The sequence below is a fragment of the Streptomyces sp. NPDC054783 genome, from assembly GCF_053611725.1.
In genome coordinates, this window is the sequence record NZ_JBSHAY010000002.1 from 204064 (window position 1) to 223491 (window position 19428).

Annotated in this window: 21 protein-coding genes; 17 read left to right on the top strand and 4 right to left on the bottom strand. The window is 69.3% G+C overall.

Features of this window, described 5'->3' with window-relative positions; all coding sequences use genetic code 11:
- The first annotated feature begins 87 nt into the window (after positions 1–87).
- The 11 genes from ACWGJ5_RS05210 to ACWGJ5_RS05260 all read left to right on the top strand — a co-directional run bounded on the left by ACWGJ5_RS05210 (position 88) and on the right by ACWGJ5_RS05260 (position 10120).
- Positions 88–1416 carry an MraY family glycosyltransferase gene (locus ACWGJ5_RS05210; protein WP_453308424.1) on the top strand — a complete coding sequence of 443 codons (1329 nt, stop codon included), beginning with the start codon at positions 88–90 and terminating at the stop codon, positions 1414–1416.
- Between the two features lie 302 nt (positions 1417–1718).
- Entirely contained in the window at positions 1719–2165 is a 447-nt protein-coding gene (locus ACWGJ5_RS05215; protein ID WP_453308425.1) for a hypothetical protein, read from the top strand.
- Positions 2166–2390: 225 nt separating this feature from the next.
- On the top strand, positions 2391–3215 hold the full coding sequence (gene atpB / locus ACWGJ5_RS05220; protein WP_453308426.1) for a F0F1 ATP synthase subunit A: 825 nt from the start codon (positions 2391–2393) through the stop codon (positions 3213–3215).
- 75 nt (positions 3216–3290) lie between these two features.
- Complete coding sequence (gene atpE, locus ACWGJ5_RS05225) at positions 3291–3515, top strand: ATP synthase F0 subunit C (RefSeq protein WP_228623583.1); 225 nt, start codon at positions 3291–3293, stop codon at positions 3513–3515.
- 41 nt (positions 3516–3556) lie between these two features.
- Positions 3557–4102: a F0F1 ATP synthase subunit B gene (locus ACWGJ5_RS05230; protein WP_228623584.1), complete on the top strand. Its 546-nt coding sequence runs from the start codon at positions 3557–3559 to the stop codon at positions 4100–4102.
- On the top strand, positions 4099–4914 hold the full coding sequence (locus ACWGJ5_RS05235; RefSeq protein WP_453308427.1) for a F0F1 ATP synthase subunit delta: 816 nt from the start codon (positions 4099–4101) through the stop codon (positions 4912–4914). Before ACWGJ5_RS05230 ends, ACWGJ5_RS05235 begins: the two co-directional genes overlap by 4 nt.
- Before the next feature lie 158 nt (positions 4915–5072).
- Positions 5073–6665 (top strand): F0F1 ATP synthase subunit alpha, encoded by a 1593-nt coding sequence (gene atpA / locus ACWGJ5_RS05240; protein ID WP_228623586.1) that lies wholly within the window; start codon positions 5073–5075, stop codon positions 6663–6665.
- 21 nt (positions 6666–6686) lie between these two features.
- Positions 6687–7604, top strand: coding sequence for a F0F1 ATP synthase subunit gamma (locus ACWGJ5_RS05245; protein ID WP_453308428.1), 918 nt, complete (start codon positions 6687–6689; stop codon positions 7602–7604).
- A complete protein-coding gene (atpD, locus tag ACWGJ5_RS05250; protein ID WP_453308429.1) occupies positions 7605–9041 on the top strand; it encodes a F0F1 ATP synthase subunit beta in 1437 nt (478 codons plus the stop codon).
- Between the two features lie 112 nt (positions 9042–9153).
- Positions 9154–9528, top strand: coding sequence for a F0F1 ATP synthase subunit epsilon (locus ACWGJ5_RS05255; RefSeq protein WP_228623589.1), 375 nt, complete (start codon positions 9154–9156; stop codon positions 9526–9528).
- A gap of 145 nt (positions 9529–9673) precedes the next feature.
- Positions 9674–10120, top strand: a complete 447-nt coding sequence (locus ACWGJ5_RS05260; protein WP_453308430.1) for a DUF2550 domain-containing protein — start codon at positions 9674–9676, stop codon at positions 10118–10120.
- 11 nt (positions 10121–10131) lie between these two features.
- On the opposite strand, the gene ACWGJ5_RS05265 is transcribed toward ACWGJ5_RS05260, so the two are convergent.
- On the bottom strand, positions 10132–11952 hold the full coding sequence (locus ACWGJ5_RS05265; RefSeq protein ID WP_453308431.1) for a glycosyl hydrolase family 18 protein: 1821 nt from the start codon (positions 11950–11952) through the stop codon (positions 10132–10134).
- Between the two features lie 417 nt (positions 11953–12369).
- Here ACWGJ5_RS05265 and ACWGJ5_RS05270 point away from each other — a divergent pair, with 417 nt between their 5' ends.
- The 4 genes from ACWGJ5_RS05270 to ACWGJ5_RS05285 are packed head-to-tail and all read left to right on the top strand — an operon-like array spanning position 12370 to position 15229.
- Entirely contained in the window at positions 12370–13074 is a 705-nt protein-coding gene (locus ACWGJ5_RS05270; protein ID WP_453308432.1) for a response regulator transcription factor, read from the top strand.
- On the top strand, positions 13071–14555 hold the full coding sequence (locus tag ACWGJ5_RS05275) for an ATP-binding protein (RefSeq protein ID WP_453308433.1): 1485 nt from the start codon (positions 13071–13073) through the stop codon (positions 14553–14555). The genes ACWGJ5_RS05270 and ACWGJ5_RS05275 overlap by 4 nt, the downstream gene beginning before the upstream one ends.
- A 54-nt stretch (positions 14556–14609) precedes the next feature.
- Positions 14610–15026 (top strand): hypothetical protein, encoded by a 417-nt coding sequence (locus ACWGJ5_RS05280; RefSeq protein ID WP_453308434.1) that lies wholly within the window; start codon positions 14610–14612, stop codon positions 15024–15026.
- Positions 15026–15229, top strand: a complete 204-nt coding sequence (locus ACWGJ5_RS05285) for a hypothetical protein (RefSeq protein ID WP_453308435.1) — start codon at positions 15026–15028, stop codon at positions 15227–15229. The genes ACWGJ5_RS05280 and ACWGJ5_RS05285 overlap by 1 nt, the downstream gene beginning before the upstream one ends.
- 114 nt (positions 15230–15343) lie before the next feature.
- On the opposite strand, the gene ACWGJ5_RS05290 is transcribed toward ACWGJ5_RS05285, so the two are convergent.
- Genes ACWGJ5_RS05290 through ACWGJ5_RS05300 form a run of 3 tightly spaced genes read right to left on the bottom strand, consistent with a single transcriptional unit; the run spans position 15344 to position 17477 of the window.
- A complete protein-coding gene (locus tag ACWGJ5_RS05290) occupies positions 15344–15919 on the bottom strand; it encodes a cob(I)yrinic acid a,c-diamide adenosyltransferase (RefSeq protein ID WP_453308436.1) in 576 nt (191 codons plus the stop codon).
- Positions 15920–15932: 13 nt separating this feature from the next.
- Positions 15933–16682, bottom strand: a complete 750-nt coding sequence (locus ACWGJ5_RS05295; RefSeq protein ID WP_453308437.1) for an ABC transporter permease — start codon at positions 16680–16682, stop codon at positions 15933–15935.
- Between the two features lie 9 nt (positions 16683–16691).
- Complete coding sequence (locus tag ACWGJ5_RS05300; RefSeq protein WP_453308438.1) at positions 16692–17477, bottom strand: ABC transporter ATP-binding protein; 786 nt, start codon at positions 17475–17477, stop codon at positions 16692–16694.
- 113 nt (positions 17478–17590) lie between these two features.
- Between ACWGJ5_RS05300 and ACWGJ5_RS05305 the strand changes: the two genes are divergently transcribed.
- Positions 17591–18232: a TetR/AcrR family transcriptional regulator gene (locus tag ACWGJ5_RS05305; RefSeq protein WP_453308439.1), complete on the top strand. Its 642-nt coding sequence runs from the start codon at positions 17591–17593 to the stop codon at positions 18230–18232.
- Positions 18233–18468: 236 nt separating this feature from the next.
- On the top strand, positions 18469–19317 hold the full coding sequence (locus ACWGJ5_RS05310) for a 3-hydroxyacyl-CoA dehydrogenase family protein (RefSeq protein ID WP_453308440.1): 849 nt from the start codon (positions 18469–18471) through the stop codon (positions 19315–19317).
- Positions 19318–19428: the final 111 nt, after the last annotated feature.

Here is a 19428-nt window from a genome sequence, read left to right on the forward strand (position 1 = left end):
ATCGTGGCTACCCGGAAGTCCCCATCCGTATACGTCCATCGCTAGGGTGTGGGGCTGTGATGGCCAGCGAGACCCGTGGGGAAGCCTGTGCGTGAATACCTGCTGACGCTCTGTATCACGGCCGTGGTGACGTACCTGCTGACAGGGCCGGTACGGAAGTTCGCGATCGTGGCCGGGGCGATGCCGGAGATCCGGGCGCGTGACGTGCACCGGGAACCCACTCCGCGCCTCGGCGGTATCGCCATGTTCTTCGGCCTGTGCGCGGGGCTGCTGGTCGCGGACCACCTGACCAACCTCAACGAGGTCTTCACGAAGTCGAACGAGCCGCGGGCCCTGCTCTCCGGCGCGGCCCTGATCTGGCTGATCGGCGTCCTGGACGACAAGTTCGAGATCGACGCGCTGATCAAGCTGGGCGGCCAGATGATCGCCGCGGGCGTGATGGTGGTCCAGGGTCTGACGATCCTGTGGCTGCCCATCCCCGGCGTCGGCAACGTGGCGCTGACCCAGTGGCAGGGCACGCTGCTGACCGTGGCGCTCGTCGTCATCACGATCAACGCGGTGAACTTCGTGGACGGCCTGGACGGCCTCGCGGCCGGCATGGTCTGCATCGCGGCGGCAGCGTTCTTCCTGTACTCGTACCGGATCTGGTACTCGTACGGCATCGAGGCCGCCGCCCCGGCGACCCTGTTCGCGGCGATCCTGATGGGCATGTGCCTGGGTTTCCTGCCGCACAACATGCACCCGGCGCGGATCTTCATGGGCGACTCCGGCTCGATGCTGATCGGCCTGGTGCTGGCGGCCGGCGCGATCTCGATCACCGGTCAGCTGGACCCGGACGCGCTCGCGCTGTTCACGGGGTCGGAGAAGGCGGCGGTGCACCAGACGGTGCCGGTCTACATCCCGCTGCTGCTGCCGCTGACGATCATCGCGGTGCCGGCGGCGGACCTGGTCCTCGCGATCGTACGGCGCACCTGGCGCGGCCAGTCCCCGTTCGCGGCCGACCGCGGCCATCTGCACCACCGCCTGCTGGAGATCGGCCACTCGCACAGCCGGGCGGTGCTGATCATGTACTTCTGGTCGGCGCTGATCGCCTTCGGCGCGCTGGCCTACTCGGTCAACTCGGCCTCGATGTGGATCGTGCTGGGCGTGGTCTTCCTCAGCGCGGTGGGCCTGGTCCTGCTGCTGCTCCCGCGCTTCACGCCGCGGGTGCCGGTGTGGGCCCAGCGGTTCGTGCCGCCGCGCTACCGCCTGCGTCGCCGTGCGGCCGAGGCCGCTGTGGCCAGGGAGGCCGACGAGCCGCAGGAGATGCCGGAGACGCAGGAGGCCGGGGAACGGTCCCCCGTCACCGCCGGGATCTCGGGCGTCAACGGAGCGACCGCGATCGGCGCTCGTTCGCGTTTCCTTGACCGACACTGAGACAGTCCAAGGTAAGAATCTGACTAGAGCATTGCCGACTCATGGGGGAGCAAAGGCCCCTAATACCAGACAAGTGGGTGTCACATCTGCACAGACGCGCACTGTCATTCTCATGTGTGACGGCAAGCACACCCACCAGGTAAAGACCTCATCAAATAGTTTGTGATACGGTTCACGAGAACCCGGAGAGAGTCGAAGGACCCAAGTGCGTGGGCCCCTCGACCTGAGGATTCGATCACTCAGCCCGGGACTACGCTCGTCCATGACGACACCCTGCCCCCTGTGAAAGCGGAGTTGCCGCCATGCCGTCCAATGACGTCCGGATTCTGGCCCAGGCTGCCGTGCCCACGGCTGCCGTCGGCGCGATTGCCGCCGTCGTCAGCGGTGTGGTCGCGGGCGGCAAGGGGGCGATCGGGGCCGTCGTCGCGACGCTGATCGTGATTCTCTTCATGGGGCTGGGCCTGTACGTGCTCCAGCGCACCGCCAAATCGCTTCCGCATCTTTTCCAGGCCATGGGACTGATGCTGTACGCGGCCCAGATCCTGCTGCTGTTCGTCTTCGTGGCCGCGTTCAAGCACACCACGCTCTTCAATCCCAGGGCCTTCGCGCTCACGCTCGTCGCCGGCACCCTCACCTGGATCGCCGCGCAGACGCGGGCGCACATGAAGTCCAAGATTCTCTACGTCGAACCCGATTCGACCTCCTCCTCGAACAACGAAAAGTCCCACAAGTCGGGGCACTCGTCGTGAGAGGTAGGGCCGGGATAAAGACGCTGGAGAGACCCTGCTATCGTCCGGTGCCAACTGCGGCATCGCGGGCGCGGGCATCCGAGCTGACGCCTGCTCAATCGCGAGGCGAGATGCCCCCCGGCCGCCCCCACATCCGTAACACCAGTCCCGTGCCGAACCGCGGCCATGCGCCGCGCCGACACAACGAGGTTGCCGTACCTATGCGCCACGCTGAAGGAGCCCGCGGTGAGTGCTGACCCGACGCAGACGCTCGCTTTCGACTCGAGCTGCCACCTGTTCTCCGGGTGCGGTTTCGACACCGTCGCTCCGGGCCTGCACTCGTTCCTCTTCAAGCCGCTCTGGGGCGACACGAACGGCATCTACTTCAACAAGCCGATGCTCCTCGCCCTGCTGGGCTCCATCGTCGTGGTGGGCTTCTTCTGGGCCGCGTTCGCCAGGCCCAAGGTCGTCCCGGGCAAGCTCCAGCTGGTCGCCGAGGCCGGTTACGACTTCATCCGCCGCGGCGTGGTCTACGAGACCATCGGCAAGAAGGAAGGCGAGAAGTACGTCCCGCTGATCGTCTCGCTGTTCTTCTTCGTCTGGATGATGAACCTCTGGTCGATCATCCCGGTCGCCCAGTTCCCGGTCACGTCGATCATCGCCTACCCGATGGTCCTGGCCCTGATCGTCTACCTCGTCTGGGTCCCGCTCACCTTCAAGCGGCACGGCTTCGTCGGCGCCTTCAAGAACTTCACCGGCTACGACAAGTCGCTGGGCGCGGTGCTCCCGCTGTCCATGACCATCGAGTTCTTCTCGAACCTGCTGGTCCGCCCGTTCACGCACGCCGTACGACTCTTCGCGAACATGTTCGCCGGTCACACGCTGCTCGTGCTCTTCACGGTCGCCAGCTGGTACATGCTGAACGGCATCGGCATCGCCTACTCCGCCGTCTCGTTCTCGATGACGATCATCATGACCGCCTTCGAGCTCTTCATCCAGGCTGTCCAGGCGTACGTGTTCGTCCTGCTGACCTGCTCCTACATTCAGGGCGCGCTCGCCGAGCACCACTGAGCTGCCCCGCTCCGCACCCCCCTGGTCGTCCGGTGGCCAACCCCCACCGGTCCGTAAAGAAAAGGAAGAACTGGCATGTCCCAGACCCTTGCCGCTGTCACTGGCTCGCTCAGCTCCGTCGGTTACGGCCTGGCCGCCATCGGCCCCGGCGTCGGCGTCGGCATCATCTTCGGCAACGGCACGCAGGCCCTCGCCCGCCAGCCCGAGGCGGCCGGTCTGATCCGCGCCAACCAGATCCTCGGCTTCGCGTTCTGTGAGGCGCTGGCCCTGATCGGCCTCGTCATGCCGTTCGTCTACTAAGACGGACGTCAGCGACAGCCCATTCGACGAAAGGCACTGAGATGACCCACTCATGGGTTCAGTTTGCGGCGGAGAAGGAGAATCCCCTCGTTCCGCCGTGGCCGGAGCTCGTCATCGGCCTGATCGCCTTCGTCATCGTCTTCGGCTTCCTCGCCAAGAAGCTCCTCCCGAACATCAACAAGGTTCTGGAAGAGCGTCGCGAGGCCATCGAGGGCGGTATCGAAAAGGCCGAGGCCGCGCAGACCGAGGCCCAGAGCGTCCTTGAGCAGTACAAGGCCCAGCTCGCCGAGGCCCGGCACGAGGCCGCGCGCCTGCGCCAGGAGGCGCAGGAGCAGGGTGCCGCGCTCATCGCCGAGATGCGGGCCGAGGGCCAGCGGCAGCGCGAGGAGATCGTCACCGCCGGTCACGCCCAGATCGAGGCCGACCGCAAGTCCGCCGCGCAGACGCTGCGCCAGGACGTCGGCAAGCTCGCCACCGAACTGGCCGGCAAGCTCGTCGGCGAGTCCCTCGAGGACCACGCCCGCCAGAGCCGTGTGATCGACCGCTTCCTCGACGAGCTCGAGGAGAAGGCCGAGGCCACGCGATGAACGGAGCGAGCCGCGAGGCCCTGGCAGCCGCACGTGAGCGTCTCGACGCGCTGACGGACTCCACGTCCGTCGACGCCGCTTCGCTCGCCGACGAGCTGGCGGCCGTCACCGCGCTGCTCGACCGCGAGGCCGGCCTGCGCCGGGTCCTCACCGACCCGGCGCAGCCCGCAGAGGCCAAGGCGGAGCTGGTCCAGCGTCTGATCGGTGGCCAGGTCAGCAGCGCGACCGCCGACCTGGTGGCCGGGACGGCGCGCTCCCGCTGGTCGCAGCCCCGCGACCTGGTGGACGCGCTGGAGGAGCTGGCGAGCATCGCCGACCTCACGGCCGCGGAGAAGACGGGCACCCTCGACGACGTCGAGGACGAGCTGTTCCGGTTCGGCCGGATCGTCTCCTCCAGCACCGCGCTGCGCGCCGCGCTGACCGACCGCGCCGCCTCGGCGGCGGCCAAGACCGAGCTGCTGCACCGGCTGCTCGGCGGACGGGCCAAGCCGATCACGGAGCGTCTGGTGACGCGCCTTGTGACCGCGCCGCGTGGACGTAGCCTGGAAGCGGGACTGGAGTCCCTGTCCAAGCTCGCCGCCGAGCGCCGGGACCGGATGGTTGCCGTGGTCACCTCGGCGGTGCCGCTGAGCGACGGCCAGAAGCAGCGCCTCGGCGCCGCCCTCGCCAAGCTCTACGGCCGCCGGATGCACCTCAACCTGGACGTGGACCCCGAGGTCGTCGGCGGTATCCGGGTACAGGTCGGTGACGAGGTCATCAACGGCTCGATCGCGGACCGCCTGGACGACGCCGCCCGCCGCATGGCGAGCTAGCAGCAACTCGATATTTCGAGACAACTCGATATTTCGAGAAAAGCAGTACGTACTTACGGCCCTGGTTGGGCCGTGCAGAGGATTCACCTCTTATAGGGGGGAGTCCCCATCCCCCCCAAGTGAAACTTCGGGCCCAACAAGGAGAGCAGGGAACCCAGATGGCGGAGCTCACGATCCGGCCGGAGGAGATCCGGGACGCGCTGGAGAACTTCGTCCAGTCGTACAAGCCGGACGCGGCCTCGCGCGAGGAGGTCGGTACGGTCACCCTTGCCGGCGACGGCATCGCGAAGATCGAGGGTCTTCCCTCGGCCATGGCCAACGAACTGCTGAAGTTCGAGGACGGCACCCTCGGCCTCGCCCTCAACCTCGAGGAGCGCGAGATCGGTGCCATCGTCCTCGGTGAGTTCAGCGGCATCGAGGAGGGTCAGCCGGTCACCCGCACCGGTGAGGTCCTCTCCGTCGCGGTCGGCGAGGGCTACCTCGGCCGCGTTGTCGACCCGCTCGGCAACCCGATCGACGGCCTCGGCGAGATCGAGACGTCCGGCCGCCGCGCCCTCGAGCTGCAGGCCCCCACGGTCATGCAGCGCAAGTCGGTGCACGAGCCGATGGAGACCGGCTACAAGGCCGTCGACGCGATGACCCCGATCGGCCGTGGTCAGCGTCAGCTGATCATCGGTGACCGCCAGACCGGCAAGACCGCCCTGGCCGTCGACACGATCATCAACCAGCGCGACAACTGGCGCTCGGGCGACCCCAAGAAGCAGGTCCGCTGCATCTACGTCGCCATCGGCCAGAAGGGCTCCACCATCGCCGGCGTGCGCCGCGCGCTGGAGGAGAACGGCGCCCTGGAGTACACGACCATCGTCGCCGCCCCGGCGTCCGACCCGGCCGGCTTCAAGTACCTGGCGCCGTACACCGGTTCGGCCATCGGCCAGCAGTGGATGTACGAGGGCAAGCACGTCCTCATCATCTTCGACGACCTCTCGAAGCAGGCCGACGCCTACCGCGCCGTGTCCCTGCTGCTGCGCCGCCCGCCGGGCCGTGAGGCCTACCCGGGTGACGTCTTCTACCTGCACTCCCGCCTGCTGGAGCGCTGCGCCAAGCTCTCCGACGACATGGGTGCCGGTTCGATGACCGGTCTGCCGATCGTCGAGACCAAGGCCAACGACGTCTCGGCGTTCATCCCGACCAACGTCATCTCCATCACCGACGGTCAGTGCTTCCTGGAGTCGGACCTGTTCAACGCCGGTCAGCGTCCCGCGCTGAACGTCGGTATCTCCGTCTCCCGAGTCGGTGGTTCCGCCCAGCACAAGGCGATGCGCCAGGTCTCCGGCCGTCTCCGCGTGGACCTCGCCCAGTTCCGTGAGCTGGAGGCCTTCGCCGCCTTCGGTTCCGACCTGGACGCGGCCTCGAAGGCCCAGCTGGAGCGCGGTTCGCGCATGGTCGAGCTGCTGAAGCAGGACCAGTACCAGCCGATGGCCACCGAGGACCAGGTCGTCTCCGTCTGGGCCGGCACCAACGGCCGTATGGACGACGTGCCGGTCGGCGACATCCGCCGCTTCGAGAAGGAACTGATCGACTTCCTGCACCGGAAGCACCAGGGCCTGATGACCTCCATCAAGGAGGGCGCGAAGATGTCGGACGACACGATCCAGGCGATCGACGACGCGGTGGCGGAGTTCAAGAAGCAGTTCGAGACGAGCGACGGCAAGCTGCTCGGCGAGGACACCCCTGCCGCTGCCGCCAAGTGACGTAAGGAAGGGACCTGACTCATGGGAGCCCAGCTCCGGGTCTACAAGCGTCGCATCCGATCCGTCAGCGCGACCAAGAAGATCACCAAGGCGATGGAGATGATCGCCGCCTCGCGCGTCGTCAAGGCGCAGCGCAAGGTGGCGGCCTCCACGCCGTACGCGACCGAGCTGACACGCGCGGTCACGGCGGTCGGGACCGGCTCGAACACCAAGCACCCGCTCACCACGGAGGCGGAGAACCCGACCCGTGCCGCGGTCCTGCTCCTCACGAGCGACCGCGGCCTGGCCGGCGCCTTCAACTCCAACGCCATCAAGACGGCGGAGCAGCTGACCGAGCGCCTGGAGCGCGAGGGCAAGCAGGTCGACACGTACATCGTCGGCCGGCGCGGTGTCGCCCACTACAACTTCCGTGAGCGCAAGGTCGCGGAGTCGTGGACGGGCTTCACGGACGAGCCGACGTACGCGGACGCCAAGAAGGTCGCGGCGCCCCTGATCGAGGCCATCGAGAAGGAGACGGCGAACGGCGGCGTGGACGAACTCCACATCGTCTTCACCGAGTTCGTCTCGATGATGACGCAGACGGCGCTGGACGCCCGGCTGCTTCCGCTGCGCCTCGAAGAGGTCGCCGAGGAGGCTCACCCCAAGGGGGAGATCCTCCCGCTGTACGACTTCGAGCCCTCGGCGGAGGACGTCCTCGACGCCCTGCTGCCGCGCTACGTGGAGAGCCGTATCTACAACGCGCTGCTCCAGTCGGCCGCTTCGAAGCACGCCGCCACGCGGCGCGCGATGAAGTCGGCCACCGACAACGCCGGTGAGCTCATCGATAACCTCACCCGGCTTGCCAACGCGGCCCGTCAGGCCGACATCACCCAGGAAATCAGCGAGATCGTCGGTGGCGCGAGCGCCTTGGCCGACGCGACCGCGGGGAGTGACCGATAAATGACCACCACTGTTGAGACCGCGACGGCTACGGGCCGCGTCGCCCGGGTCATCGGCCCGGTCGTCGACGTGGAGTTCCCCGTCGACGCGATGCCGGACATCTACAACGCCCTTCACGTCGAGGTCTCCGACCCGGCGAACGCGGGCGAGAAGAAGACGCTGACCCTGGAGGTCGCCCAGCACCTGGGTGACGGCCTGGTCCGCACCATCTCCATGCAGCCCACCGACGGTCTGGTCCGCCAGGCCCCGGTCGTCGACACCGGCGACTCCATCACGGTGCCCGTCGGCGACTTCACCAAGGGCAAGGTGTTCAACACCCTCGGTGAGGTGCTGAACGTCGACGAGCAGTACGAGGGCGAGCGCTGGGGCATCCACCGCAAGGCCCCGAACTTCGACGAGCTCGAGTCGAAGACCGAGATGTTCGAGACCGGCGTCAAGGTCATCGACCTTCTCACCCCGTACGTCAAGGGTGGAAAGATCGGTCTGTTCGGTGGTGCCGGCGTCGGCAAGACGGTGCTCATCCAGGAGATGATCTACCGTGTCGCCAACAACCACGACGGTGTCTCCGTGTTCGCCGGTGTCGGTGAGCGCACCCGTGAGGGCAACGACCTGATCGAGGAGATGTCCGACTCGGGCGTCATCGACAAGACCGCGCTGGTCTTCGGTCAGATGGACGAGCCCCCGGGCACCCGTCTGCGCGTCGCGCTGGCCGGCCTGACCATGGCCGAGTACTTCCGTGACGTCCAGAAGCAGGACGTGCTGTTCTTCATCGACAACATCTTCCGCTTCACGCAGGCCGGTTCCGAGGTCTCCACGCTGCTCGGCCGTATGCCGTCCGCGGTGGGTTACCAGCCGAACCTGGCCGACGAGATGGGTCTCCTCCAGGAGCGCATCACCTCGACCCGCGGTCACTCGATCACCTCGATGCAGGCGATCTACGTCCCCGCGGACGACCTGACCGACCCGGCCCCGGCCACCACCTTCGCCCACCTCGACGCGACGACGGTTCTGTCCCGTCCGATCTCGGAGAAGGGCATCTACCCGGCCGTGGACCCGCTGGACTCCACGTCCCGGATCCTGGACCCGCGCTACATCGCCGCGGACCACTACAACGCCGCCATGCGCGTGAAGACGGTCCTGCAGAAGTACAAGGACCTCCAGGACATCATCGCGATCCTCGGTATCGACGAGCTCGGCGAGGAGGACAAGCTCGTCGTCCACCGTGCCCGTCGCGTGGAGCGCTTCCTGTCCCAGAACACCCACGTCGCCAAGCAGTTCACCGGCGTCGACGGGTCGGACGTGCCGCTGGAGGAGTCGATCGCCGCGTTCAACGCGATCATCGACGGTGAGTACGACCACTTCCCGGAGCAGGCGTTCTTCATGTGCGGTGGCCTGGAGGACCTCAAGGCCAACGCCAAGGAGCTGGGCGTCTCCTGAGCCTCGTGCTCCGACGGAGGGGGCGGGGTGCGTCCCGCCCCCTCTCTCACGCCCACTAGAATTGACCCCAACACCCGGCGCCCCTGCCGGGTGGTGACCCGAGGAGCCACCCTTGGCTGCTGAGCTGCACGTCGAGCTGGTCGCCGCCGACCGCCAGGTCTGGTCCGGCGAGGCCACCCTGGTCGTCGCGCGCACCACGTCCGGCGACATCGGCGTCATGCCCGGTCACCAGCCGCTGCTCGGTGTGCTGGAGTCGGGCCCGGTGACCATCCGTACGAGTGACGATGGAACGGTCGTCGCCGCGGTGCACGGCGGTTTCATCTCGTTCGCGGACAACAAGCTGTCCCTGCTGGCCGAGATCGCCGAGCTGTCGGACGAGATCGATGTCCAGCGCACGGAGCGGGAGCTGGAGCGCGCGAAGGCGGAGGGCGACGCCGCCGCCGAGCGCCGCGCAGACGTCCGCCTCCGCGCGGCGGCGGCGCGCTGAGTCCAGCGCGCGGTATGACGTCACTCAGCCGCGGCCGGCCCGGAGCAATCCGGTGCCGGTCGCGGCTGAGGCAGATGTGGGTGTTTTTTCCGTTTCATTACTCAGTAACAGAAGCAGTTCCTAGGAGACGAGGAGGTCGGTGCCGGTGGTCCTCGCTCTGACTGTGTGCGGGATCGTGGTCGCGCTCGTGGTGGTGGGACTGTTCCTGTTCGGGCTGCGGCGCAGGCTCATCCAGCGCTCCGGCGGCACCTTCGACTGTTCCCTGCGCTGGGCCGTGACCGAGAAACCCGACGCCAACGGCAAGGGCTGGTCCTACGGCGTCGCCCGCTACAACGGCGACCGCATCGAGTGGTACCGCGTCTTCTCCTACGCCTTCCGCCCCCGCCGCACCCTGGAGCGCGCGCAGATCGAGGTGGCCGGCCGCCGGCTGCCCGAGGGCGAGGAGGAACTGGCGCTGCTCTCCGACGCGGTGGTCCTCGCCTGTACCCATCGGGGCACGCGCCTCGAACTCGCCATGAGCGAAGACGCGCTGACCGGATTCCTCGCGTGGCTGGAGGCAGCCCCGCCCGGTCAGCGCGTCAACGTCGCTTAGGGGATCTGTACCTACAGGTTGCTGCTGATGGCGTTCACCAGCTCACCGTCGCTGGTGTCGCCGCTGAACTCCCAGAAGAACGCACCGCCAAGGCCCTGGGACTTGGCCCAGCTCATCTTCCCGGCGATGGTCGACGGGGTGTCGTACGACCACCAGTTGCTGCCGCAGTGGGCGTACGCCGTGCCCGCGACGGTGCCGGTGACCGGGCAGGACGTCTTGAGCACCTTGTAGTCCTCGATGCCCTGCTCGTAGGTGCCGGCCGCGGGTCCCGTGGCCGTGCCGCCCGGGGCGTCCTGGGTGACGCCGGTCCAGCCGCGGCCGTAGAGGCCGATGCCGATGAGCAGCTTGGACGTGGGGACGCCGACGGACTTGTACTTGGCGATCGCGTCGGCCGTGTCGAACCCGGCCTTCGGGATGCCGTTGTACGAGGTGAGCGGGGAGTGCGGGGCGGTCGGGCCCTGCGCGTCCCAGGCACCGAAGAAGTCGTACGACATCACGTTGTACCAGTTGACGTAACTCGCGGCGCCCGCGTAGTCGGCGGCCTCGATCTTGCCGCCGGAGGAGCCGTCCGCGGTGACGGCCGCGGTGACCAGGGCGCTGGAGCCGAACTTGGCGCGCAGTGCGGCCATGACGTTCTTGAAGGCCGCGGCCCCGCTGGTGTCGCAGGACAGACCGCAGGCGTTCGGGTACTCCCAGTCGATGTCGATGCCGTCGAAGACGTCGGCCCAGCGGGAGTCCTTCACCAGGTTGTAGCAGGAGTCCGCGAAGGCGGTCGGGTTGGCCGCCGCCTGGGCGAAACCGCCGGACCAGGTCCAGCCGCCGAAGGACCACAGCACCTTGAGGTTCGGGTACTTGGCCTTCAGCTCGCGCAGCTGGTTGAAGTTGCCGCGCAGCGGCTGGTCCCAGGTGTCGGCGACGCCGCTGACCGACTGGTCGGCGGTGAACGCCTTGTCGTAGTCGGCGTAGGAGTCGCCGATCGCGCACTGGCCGTTGGTCACGTTGCCGAAGGCGTAGTTGATGTGCGTGATCTTCGACGCGGAGCCGGACGTCACCAGGTTCTTGACGTTGTAGTTGCGGCCGTAGATGCCCCACTCGGTGAAGTAGCCGAGCTTGACCTTGTCGCCGGTGGTCGGGGGAGTGGTGGTGCCGCCGGTGGTGTGCACCTTGACCGCGCCGCTGACCGGTCCGGTCTGGTCGGCGGTGTCACGGGCCTGCACGGTGTAGGAGTAGTCGGTGCCGGCGGTCAGAGCGCTGTCGGTGTACGAGGTCGTCGTCACCGTGCCGACGACCTTGCCGTCGCGCAGGACGTCGTAGTTCTTCACGCCCTTGTCGTCGGTGGCCGCGCCCCAGGAGAGGTTGACCGAGGTGTCGGTGACGTTCGAGGCGGTCGGGGTGCCGGGCGCGGAGGGCGCCGCGTCACCGGGGACCGTCGTACCGTCGCAGCTGTCGCCGTTCAGCTTGCAGTTGGACGGGGAGCCGGGGCCCGCGCCGTTGAAGCCGAAGGAGACCGAGGCACCGGGGGCGATGGTGCCGTCGTAGGACTTGTTCTTGGCGGTCCAGTGGGTGCCGGAGCTGGTGACGTCCGCGTCCCAGGCGGAGGTGACGGACGTCCCCGAGGGGAAGTCCCACTCGACGGTCCAGGAACTGATGCTGGTGGTGCCGGTGTTCTTGATGGTCCACTGGCCGCCGAAGCCGGTTCCCCAGTCGCTGGTCTTGGTGAAGCTCGCCGTCGCGTTCGTCGCGGCCTGGGCGGGGCTCGCGAGACCGACGAGGCCGGCCAGGGGGAGCAACAGGGTCGCGAACCCTGCCGCGGCTCTGTGTCTGAAGCGCATGCTGCGCCTCCTCGTTATGGGGTTGTGGGATTGGGGGTTCAGGGGCATGACTGAGCCTTCACGCCCACGGTGCTGCGAGAGTAGAAAGGTCTGGACCACGGGTCAATAGGTCTGGACCAATTCCCTGGCGATTGCCCCTGTATTCCCAACTCCTGTGCCAGTACGGCCGCTTGGTACGTCGGCGACGGCCGCGACCCCCGTCCGAAGCGGGCCCGGCAGCTGCGGCTGCGCGCGCTCCTCGATCAACCGGGTCATCGCCGCCGGCTGCACGGTGTTCCCGAAACGGGAGCCGGCCGGGCAGCGCCCTCGGCGCGAGCTCCGGCGCCGCCCCTGACCCGGCGGAGGCAGCCCCCGCCCACCACACTGCCGCGCGCCCGGTGCGGGGTCGTACGCTGACCGGCGACGAGGAGGGGGCGCATGACGGACACGGCGGGCTCTGGTGCGGTGCTGGTCGTCGACGACGACGCGGCGATCCGGCGCTCTTTGGAACGGGGCCTGAGACTGAGCGGGTTCGCGGTGCGGACCGCCGCCGACGGGCCGGAGGCGCTGGCGGCGATCCGGGAGGCGGCGCCCGACGTGCTGGTGCTCGACGTGTCGATGCCCGGCATGAGCGGCATCGAGGTGTGCACCCGGCTGCGCGACGAGGGCCGGGACCTGCCCGTCCTGATGCTCTCCGCGCTGGACGAGACCGCCGACCGGATCGCCGGGCTGCAGGCGGGCGGCGACGACTACCTGGTCAAGCCGTTCGCCCTGCAGGAACTGGTGCTGCGGCTGCGCGCCCTGCTGCGCCGCCGCCCGCCCACGGGCCGGGCCCGGCTGCGGGTCGCGGGCCTGGTGATCGACCCGGCCGCCCGCACCGCCGAGCGGGACGGCAGGCCCCTCGACCTCACCCGGCGCGAGTTCGAACTGCTGGAGGTACTCGCCCGCAACGCCGGACTGGTCCTCACCCGCGACCAGCTCCTGGAGAGAGTCTGGGGCTACGACTTCGACGTGCGCACCGACGCCGTCGACACCTTCGTCAGCTATCTGCGGCGCAAACTGGAGGCGGACGGGGGCGGCAGGCTGATCCACACGGTACGGGGCGTCGGCTTCGTGCTCAGGGAAGCGCGGGACGCGCCGTGAGACTCTCCACCCGCATCGGCATCGCCGTCGGCTGCACCGTCCCCCTGCTGGTGCTGGCCTGCGGCTGGCTGCTGCTGCACCTGGTCGCCCGCGATCTGCACCGCACCGAGGACCAGCATCTGCGGCAGCGCGCGGTGGCCGTCGCCCCGCAGGCCCGGGCACTGCTGCGGGCCACGGCGAACGCCCGGCCCAAGGCGGCGGACACCCGGGAACGGCAGCTGTTCAGCGCCGCGCTCGACGTCGGCGTACGCGTCGTCGGACCCGGCGCGGACTTCAGCGGCGGACCCCAGCCCGGCCCCGCCGTGGCCCTGTCCGAGCAGTCCTCGGGCTTCGTCACCGTCCGCGACGGCGGGCGCAGTTGGCGCGCCCTGGCCCGGCCCCTGAAGAGCCCCGCCGTCTCCGGCACGCTGTGGGTCTTCTCGCCCGACACCGCCGACCGCACCCAACTCCAACTGGTCCGGCGCCGGGTGATCCTCACCGCCGTACTCGCCGCACCCCTGTCCGGGCTGGTCGCCTGGGGCCTGGCGACCGGTGTGAGCACGCCGCTGCGCCGCCTCACCCGCCGTACCGCCGGCCTCGACCCGCGCACCAGCACGGCCCGGCTCTCCGGGGAGCGGACCGGGGTGCGCGAGGTGGACGAGCTGGCCGCCACGGTACGGACCGTGCTCGCCCGCTACGACGAGCAGGCCGCCCGCACCGCCGAGGCCCTCGACACCGCCCGGTCCTTCTCCGCCGCCGCCGCGCACGAACTGCGCACCCCGCTGATGAGCATGGGCACCAACCTCGACATCCTCACCGACCACCCCGGCCTGCCGGACTCCGACCGCACCGAGGTGCTCGCCGACCTGCGGCGCGAACACGCCCGGCTGCTGGGCCTGCTGGTGATGCTGCGCGAGCTGGGGCGCGGGGACCTGGTGGAGGCGGAGGCGTTCCGGGACGTCGACGTGTCCGAGGTCGCCGATGCGGCCGTGGCCGAGGCCCGCCGCCGTGCCCCGGACGCCGACATCGCCCTGGACGCGGCGCCCGGGCTCACCGTGCACGGCTGGGAACCGGGCCTCAGGCTGCTGCTCGACAACCTGGTCGGCAACGCCCTCGCCCACGGCCGGGACAGCCGGGGCCGGGCACGGGTGCGGGTCGGGGTGCGCGGCGCCGCCGCGGAGGGGCGCGGCACCGCCGGTCACGTCCGCATCACCGTGGACGACCACGGGCCCGGCGTACCGCCCGGCGCCCGCGCCCGGATCTTCGAGCGGTTCCAGCGGGGCCCGGACAGTGCGGGCTCCGGGCTCGGCCTCACCCTGGTCGCCCAGCAGGCGGCACTGCACCGGGGGAGCGTCACCGTGGGCGAGGGGCCGGACGGAGCCGGGGCGCGCTTCGAGGTGCGGCTGCCGTCGGGCGGCGCGGTCCTGCCCGGCCGCCGGGACTGGCTGATCGATACAGTCGCGGCAAACCGGTCACAGAGTTTCCCCAAAGACCCTTCCTAGCCTCCGTTGCGTGGACGGACGACCGGCCCGTCCGGAGAACGAACGGAGAGACAGATGAACGCACGTCGACGTACGCGCACCCTCCTCGCCGGGTGCGCGGTGGCGGCCGTACTGGCGGGCACCGCCGGAGTGGCCTCGGCCGACAGCAGCACGCCCAGCAGCGCCCCCGCGCCCGGCCCCACCGGCGACGGCGCGAAGGCGCTGTGCAAGCGGGTGCCCAGGATCGACCGCCGGATCGAGCGGGCCCTGAAGCGGCTGGACGCCGGGCCCGGCACCCGTGGCTCGGTCGCCCGCCTGCAGCAGCGCGTGGACAACGCGAAGAAGGCGGGTCACACCCAGGTCGCCACCTTCCTCCAGGACCGGCTGGACTTCCGCAAGTCGCTGGTCACGAACCTGCAGCAGCGGCAGAAGGACCTGAACGACGTGAAGTCCTGGTGCCAGGCGAGCGGCGGCGGGAAGGCTGCGAGCTGATGCGGGCACGCCGGGCGGCACTGCCGGCGGTGGCGCTGCTCGTGGCGCTCACCGCGGGCTGCGCCCACCACGACGGGGCGTCCCCGAAGACGCCGTCCGCCTCCGGCACGCCCTCGGGCTACGCCGAGATGCAGAAGAAGGTGAACACGGCCGAGTCCGCGGCAGCCGCCGCCGACCGCGACGCGGCCCGCGACGGCAACTGAGACAGCGCTCCCCGCCCGGCACCCAGAGCACGTCACCGGTGCTCTTGTCGGCGGTGCGGGCCAGGATGCCGCATCTTCCGGGGGGCAACCACCGGACCTCCGGCCGTCGGATGTTCAGCGGCGTTCCCCGCCGGGCACCCAAAGGACGTCGCCGGTGTCCTTGTTCGCGGTGCGGGCCAGGATGAACAGCAGGTCGGACAGGCGGTTGAGGTAGGTCGCGGTGAGCGGGTTCATGGTCTCGCCGTGCACCTCCAGGGCCGCCCAGGTGGAGCGCTCGGCCCGGCGTACGACGGTGCACGCCTGGTGCAGCAGGGCCGCGCCGGGCGTGCCGCCGGGCAGGATGAAGGAGCGCAGCTTCTCCAGCTCGGCGTTGAACCGGTCGCAGTCCGCCTCCAGCCGGTCGATGTAGAACTGCTCGACCCGCAGCGGCGGGAACTCGGGGTTGTCCACCACCGGCGTCGACAGGTCCGCACCCACGTCGAACAGGTCGTTCTGCACGCGGGTGAGGACCTTGACGACGTCCGCGTCCAGGCCGCCCAGCGCGATGGCGGTGCCGATCACCGCGTTGGCCTCGTTGGCGTCCGCGTACGCGGAGATCCGGAGGTCCGTCTTGGCGACCCGGCTCATGTCACCGAGCGCGGTGGTGCCCTTGTCGCCGGTCCTGGTGTAGATGCGCGTCAGATTGACCATGTGGCCAGCGTAGTTATGCCCCGGCCGTCCGGAACACTCGTGTGCCCACCGTCACGGCGAGCGCGGCGAAGCCGGCGGCGACGAGGACGCCGTAGACCATGTGCGCACTCGCGTAGTGCCCGACGTAGGCGTCGCGCACCGCGTCCACGAGGTAGCGGAACGGCACGAAGTGCGACAGCACGTTCAGCCAGGCGGGCGCGAGGGACATCGGGAGCATCAGGCCGGACAGCAGCATCGACGGCATCGACACCATGTTGATCAGCGGGCCGAACTCCTGCGGGGTGCGGACCTTCAGGCCGAGCGCGTACGACAGCGCGGCCAGGGCGAGGGTGAGCACCGCCACGAAGGCGAAGCCGATCAGGATGCCCGCGAAGGGCGCGCGCAGGCCCATCGCCAGCGCGGCCAGCACCAGCAGCACCGCCTGGAAGACGAAGACCGTGGCGTCGCGCAGCACCCTGCCGAGCAGCAGGGCGAGCCGGCTGACCGGGGTCACCCGCATCCGCTCCACCACCCCCTGCCCCTTCTCCACGATGATCGTGAAACCCGCGAACAGGGCGCCGAACAGGCCGAGTTGGAGCAGCAGTCCCGGCACGAGCACCTGCCAGGAGGTGCCCCCGCCGCCCAGCGGCAGACCGGTGAGCAGCGGGCCGAAGAAGAGGAGGTAGAGCAGCGGCGTGAGCACGCCGAAGAGCAGGGCGAACCGGGAACGAAGGGACTGGCGCAGATAACGCCCGTAGACGAGGGCGGTGTCGTTCAGGAGCATGCTGGATCCCTATACGGCTACGGGGGCGGTGTCGGCCGGGGCGGGCCCCCGGCCGGTGACGGCGAGGAAGGTGTCCTGGAGGGTGGCGTCGATCGAGCCGCCGTAGCGGAGCTTCAGCGCGCTCGGCGTGCCCTCGGCGGCGACCGTGCCCCGGTCGACGATCACCAGGCGGTCGGCGAGGGCGTCGGCCTCGTCCAGGTAGTGGGTGGTCAGGAAGACGGTCGTGCCGTGGTCCTCGCGCAGCCGGCGGACCAGGTCCCACAGGTCGGCGCGGCTGCCCGGGTCCAGGCCGGTCGTCGGTTCGTCCAGGAACAGCACCTTCGGGCGATGGGTGAGTGCCATCGCGATGTCCAGACGGCGCCGCTGGCCGCCGGAGAGCGCGGCGGTCCTGCGGTCGAGGAGGCCGGTGAGGCCGAGCTCGCGGGCCAGCTCCTCGGCCCGCGCGACCGCCTCGGCCTTCGGCAGGCGGTACATCCGCCCCTGGGTGACCAGCTCCTCCCGCACGGTGATCTGCGGGTCGACCCCGCCGGACTGGGCGACGTACCCGCTCGCCGCGCGCACCCCGGCCGGATCGGTCGCCAGGTCGTGCCCGGCGACGGTGGCGGCCCCGCCGGTCGGCTTCAGCAGGGTGGTGAGCATCCGCAGGGTGGTCGTCTTGCCGGCGCCGTTGGGCCCGAGGAAGCCGAGGATCTCGCCCTCGCGGACGGCGAGGTCGATGCCGCGTACGGCCGCCACGGGGCCGGCCTTGGTCTGGAAGGTGCGGGCGAGTCCCGCCGCGCTGATGACTGCTGCCATGCGCACAGAAAAACAGAGTCCCCGAAAATTTGCAACAACCCCAAGTTTGCTGCAGGCCTAAGTTTTCAGGGCCGCCAAGGTTTCATGAGCCCCAGCGAAGTTAGGATGCGGGCATGGCAGAGGGGCTCAGGGAGCGGAAGAAGCGGCAGACCAGGCAGTACATCTCGGATGTCGCCACGGGGCTGTTCGTCGGGCGCGGCTTCGACGCGGTCACGGTCGCGGAGATCGCCGAGGCGGCGAACGTCTCCGTCAACACCGTCTACAACTACTTCCCCACCAAGGAGGACCTCTTCTTCGACCGCTCCGCCGGCATGGTCGACCGGCTGGCCCGCTGGGTCCGCGGCCGCCCCGAGGGCGAGTCGGCCGCCGCCGCGGTCCTGCGTGAGCTGCGCGAGGAGGTCGAGGCCGTCTCCCCTCGGGTCGGCCTGCTCTCCGGCTACGCCGCCTTCATGAAGGTCATCGAGGAGGCCCCCGCCCTGCGCTCCCGCCTCTGGGCCCTCGCCCAGGAGGTCCAGGCCAACCTGGAAGAGGTCCTCCGCGAGGAGACCGGCGCACCCGCCGACGACGAACTCCCGCACCTGATGGCCGGTCAGATCGGCTGGATCCACGGCACGGTCATCACGGTCATCGGCCGCGAAATGGTCAAGGGCCGCGAACCACGCGAAGTGTCCCGAGAGGTCCTCACCCTCCTCGACGACATCGAGGACCTGTTGAGCGAACGGGTGCTGAACTACGCCGTGCGGGCAGCGGCCTGAGCGCCCTTTCCGAAGCGCCAACCGGCGCCGAGCCGCAAGGGATTGGCGCATCGGCAGCGGCGCCCGGAATCCCGCCGGACGAGCCGGCTAGAGCAGCGCCGAGTGTGCCGACCGGAACGTGACGGGTGTCTCACCGTCTGAGACCGTGACACGCGTTACTAACCGCTCACTCAGCGCCGCCGTAGCGCTATGGTCCGCCGGAGAAGCAGACTTGGAGCGCGTTCAAGGGAGTCGGAGTGGCACGGAAGCTCGCCGTCATCGGGGCCGGTCTCATGGGGTCCGGGATCGCTCAGGTCGCCGCGCAGGCGGGCTGGGACGTCGTCCTGCGGGACGTCACCGACGAGGCACTGAAGCGTGGCACCGACGGCATCAAGGCCTCGTACGACAAGTTCGTGAGCAAGGGGAAGATGGAGGCGCAGGACGCCGAAGCCTCCCTGGCCCGCATCACCCCGACCACCGACCTGGACGCCGCCGCCGACGCCGACATCGTGGTCGAGGCCGTCTTCGAGAAGCTGGAGGTCAAGCACGAGATCTTCCGCGCGCTCGACAAGCTCGTACGCGAGGACGCCGTGCTGGCCTCCAACACCTCCGCCATCCCGATCACCAAGATCGCGGCGGCCACCGAGCGCCCCGAACGGGTCGTCGGCGTCCACTTCTTCTCGCCGGTGCCGATGATGCAGCTCGTCGAGCTGGTCCGCGGCTACAAGACCAGCGACGAAACCCTCGCCACCGCACGGGAGTTCGCCGAGTCCGTCGGCAAGACCTGCATCGTCGTCAACCGGGATGTCGCGGGTTTCGTGACGACCCGGCTCATCTCCGCCCTCGTGGTGGAGGCGACCAAGCTCTACGAGTCCGGTGTCGCCACCGCCGAGGACATCGACCTCGCGTGCAAGCTGGGCTTCGGCCACGCCATGGGCCCGCTCGCCACCGCCGACCTCACCGGCGTGGACATCCTGCTGCACGCCACCGGCAACATCTACACCGAGTCCCAGGACGAGAAGTTCGCCCCGCCGGAGCTGATGCGCCGGATGGTGGACGCCGGTGACATCGGCCGCAAGAGCGGGCAGGGCTTCTACAAGTACTGAGCACCATCTGTACGGACATTCGCCGGATCTCACCCCCGGGAGTATCACTCCCCGGGGTGAATTCGGTATCGGTTCGCTTACAAGCAGCAACCGCACCACCACTCGCACAGT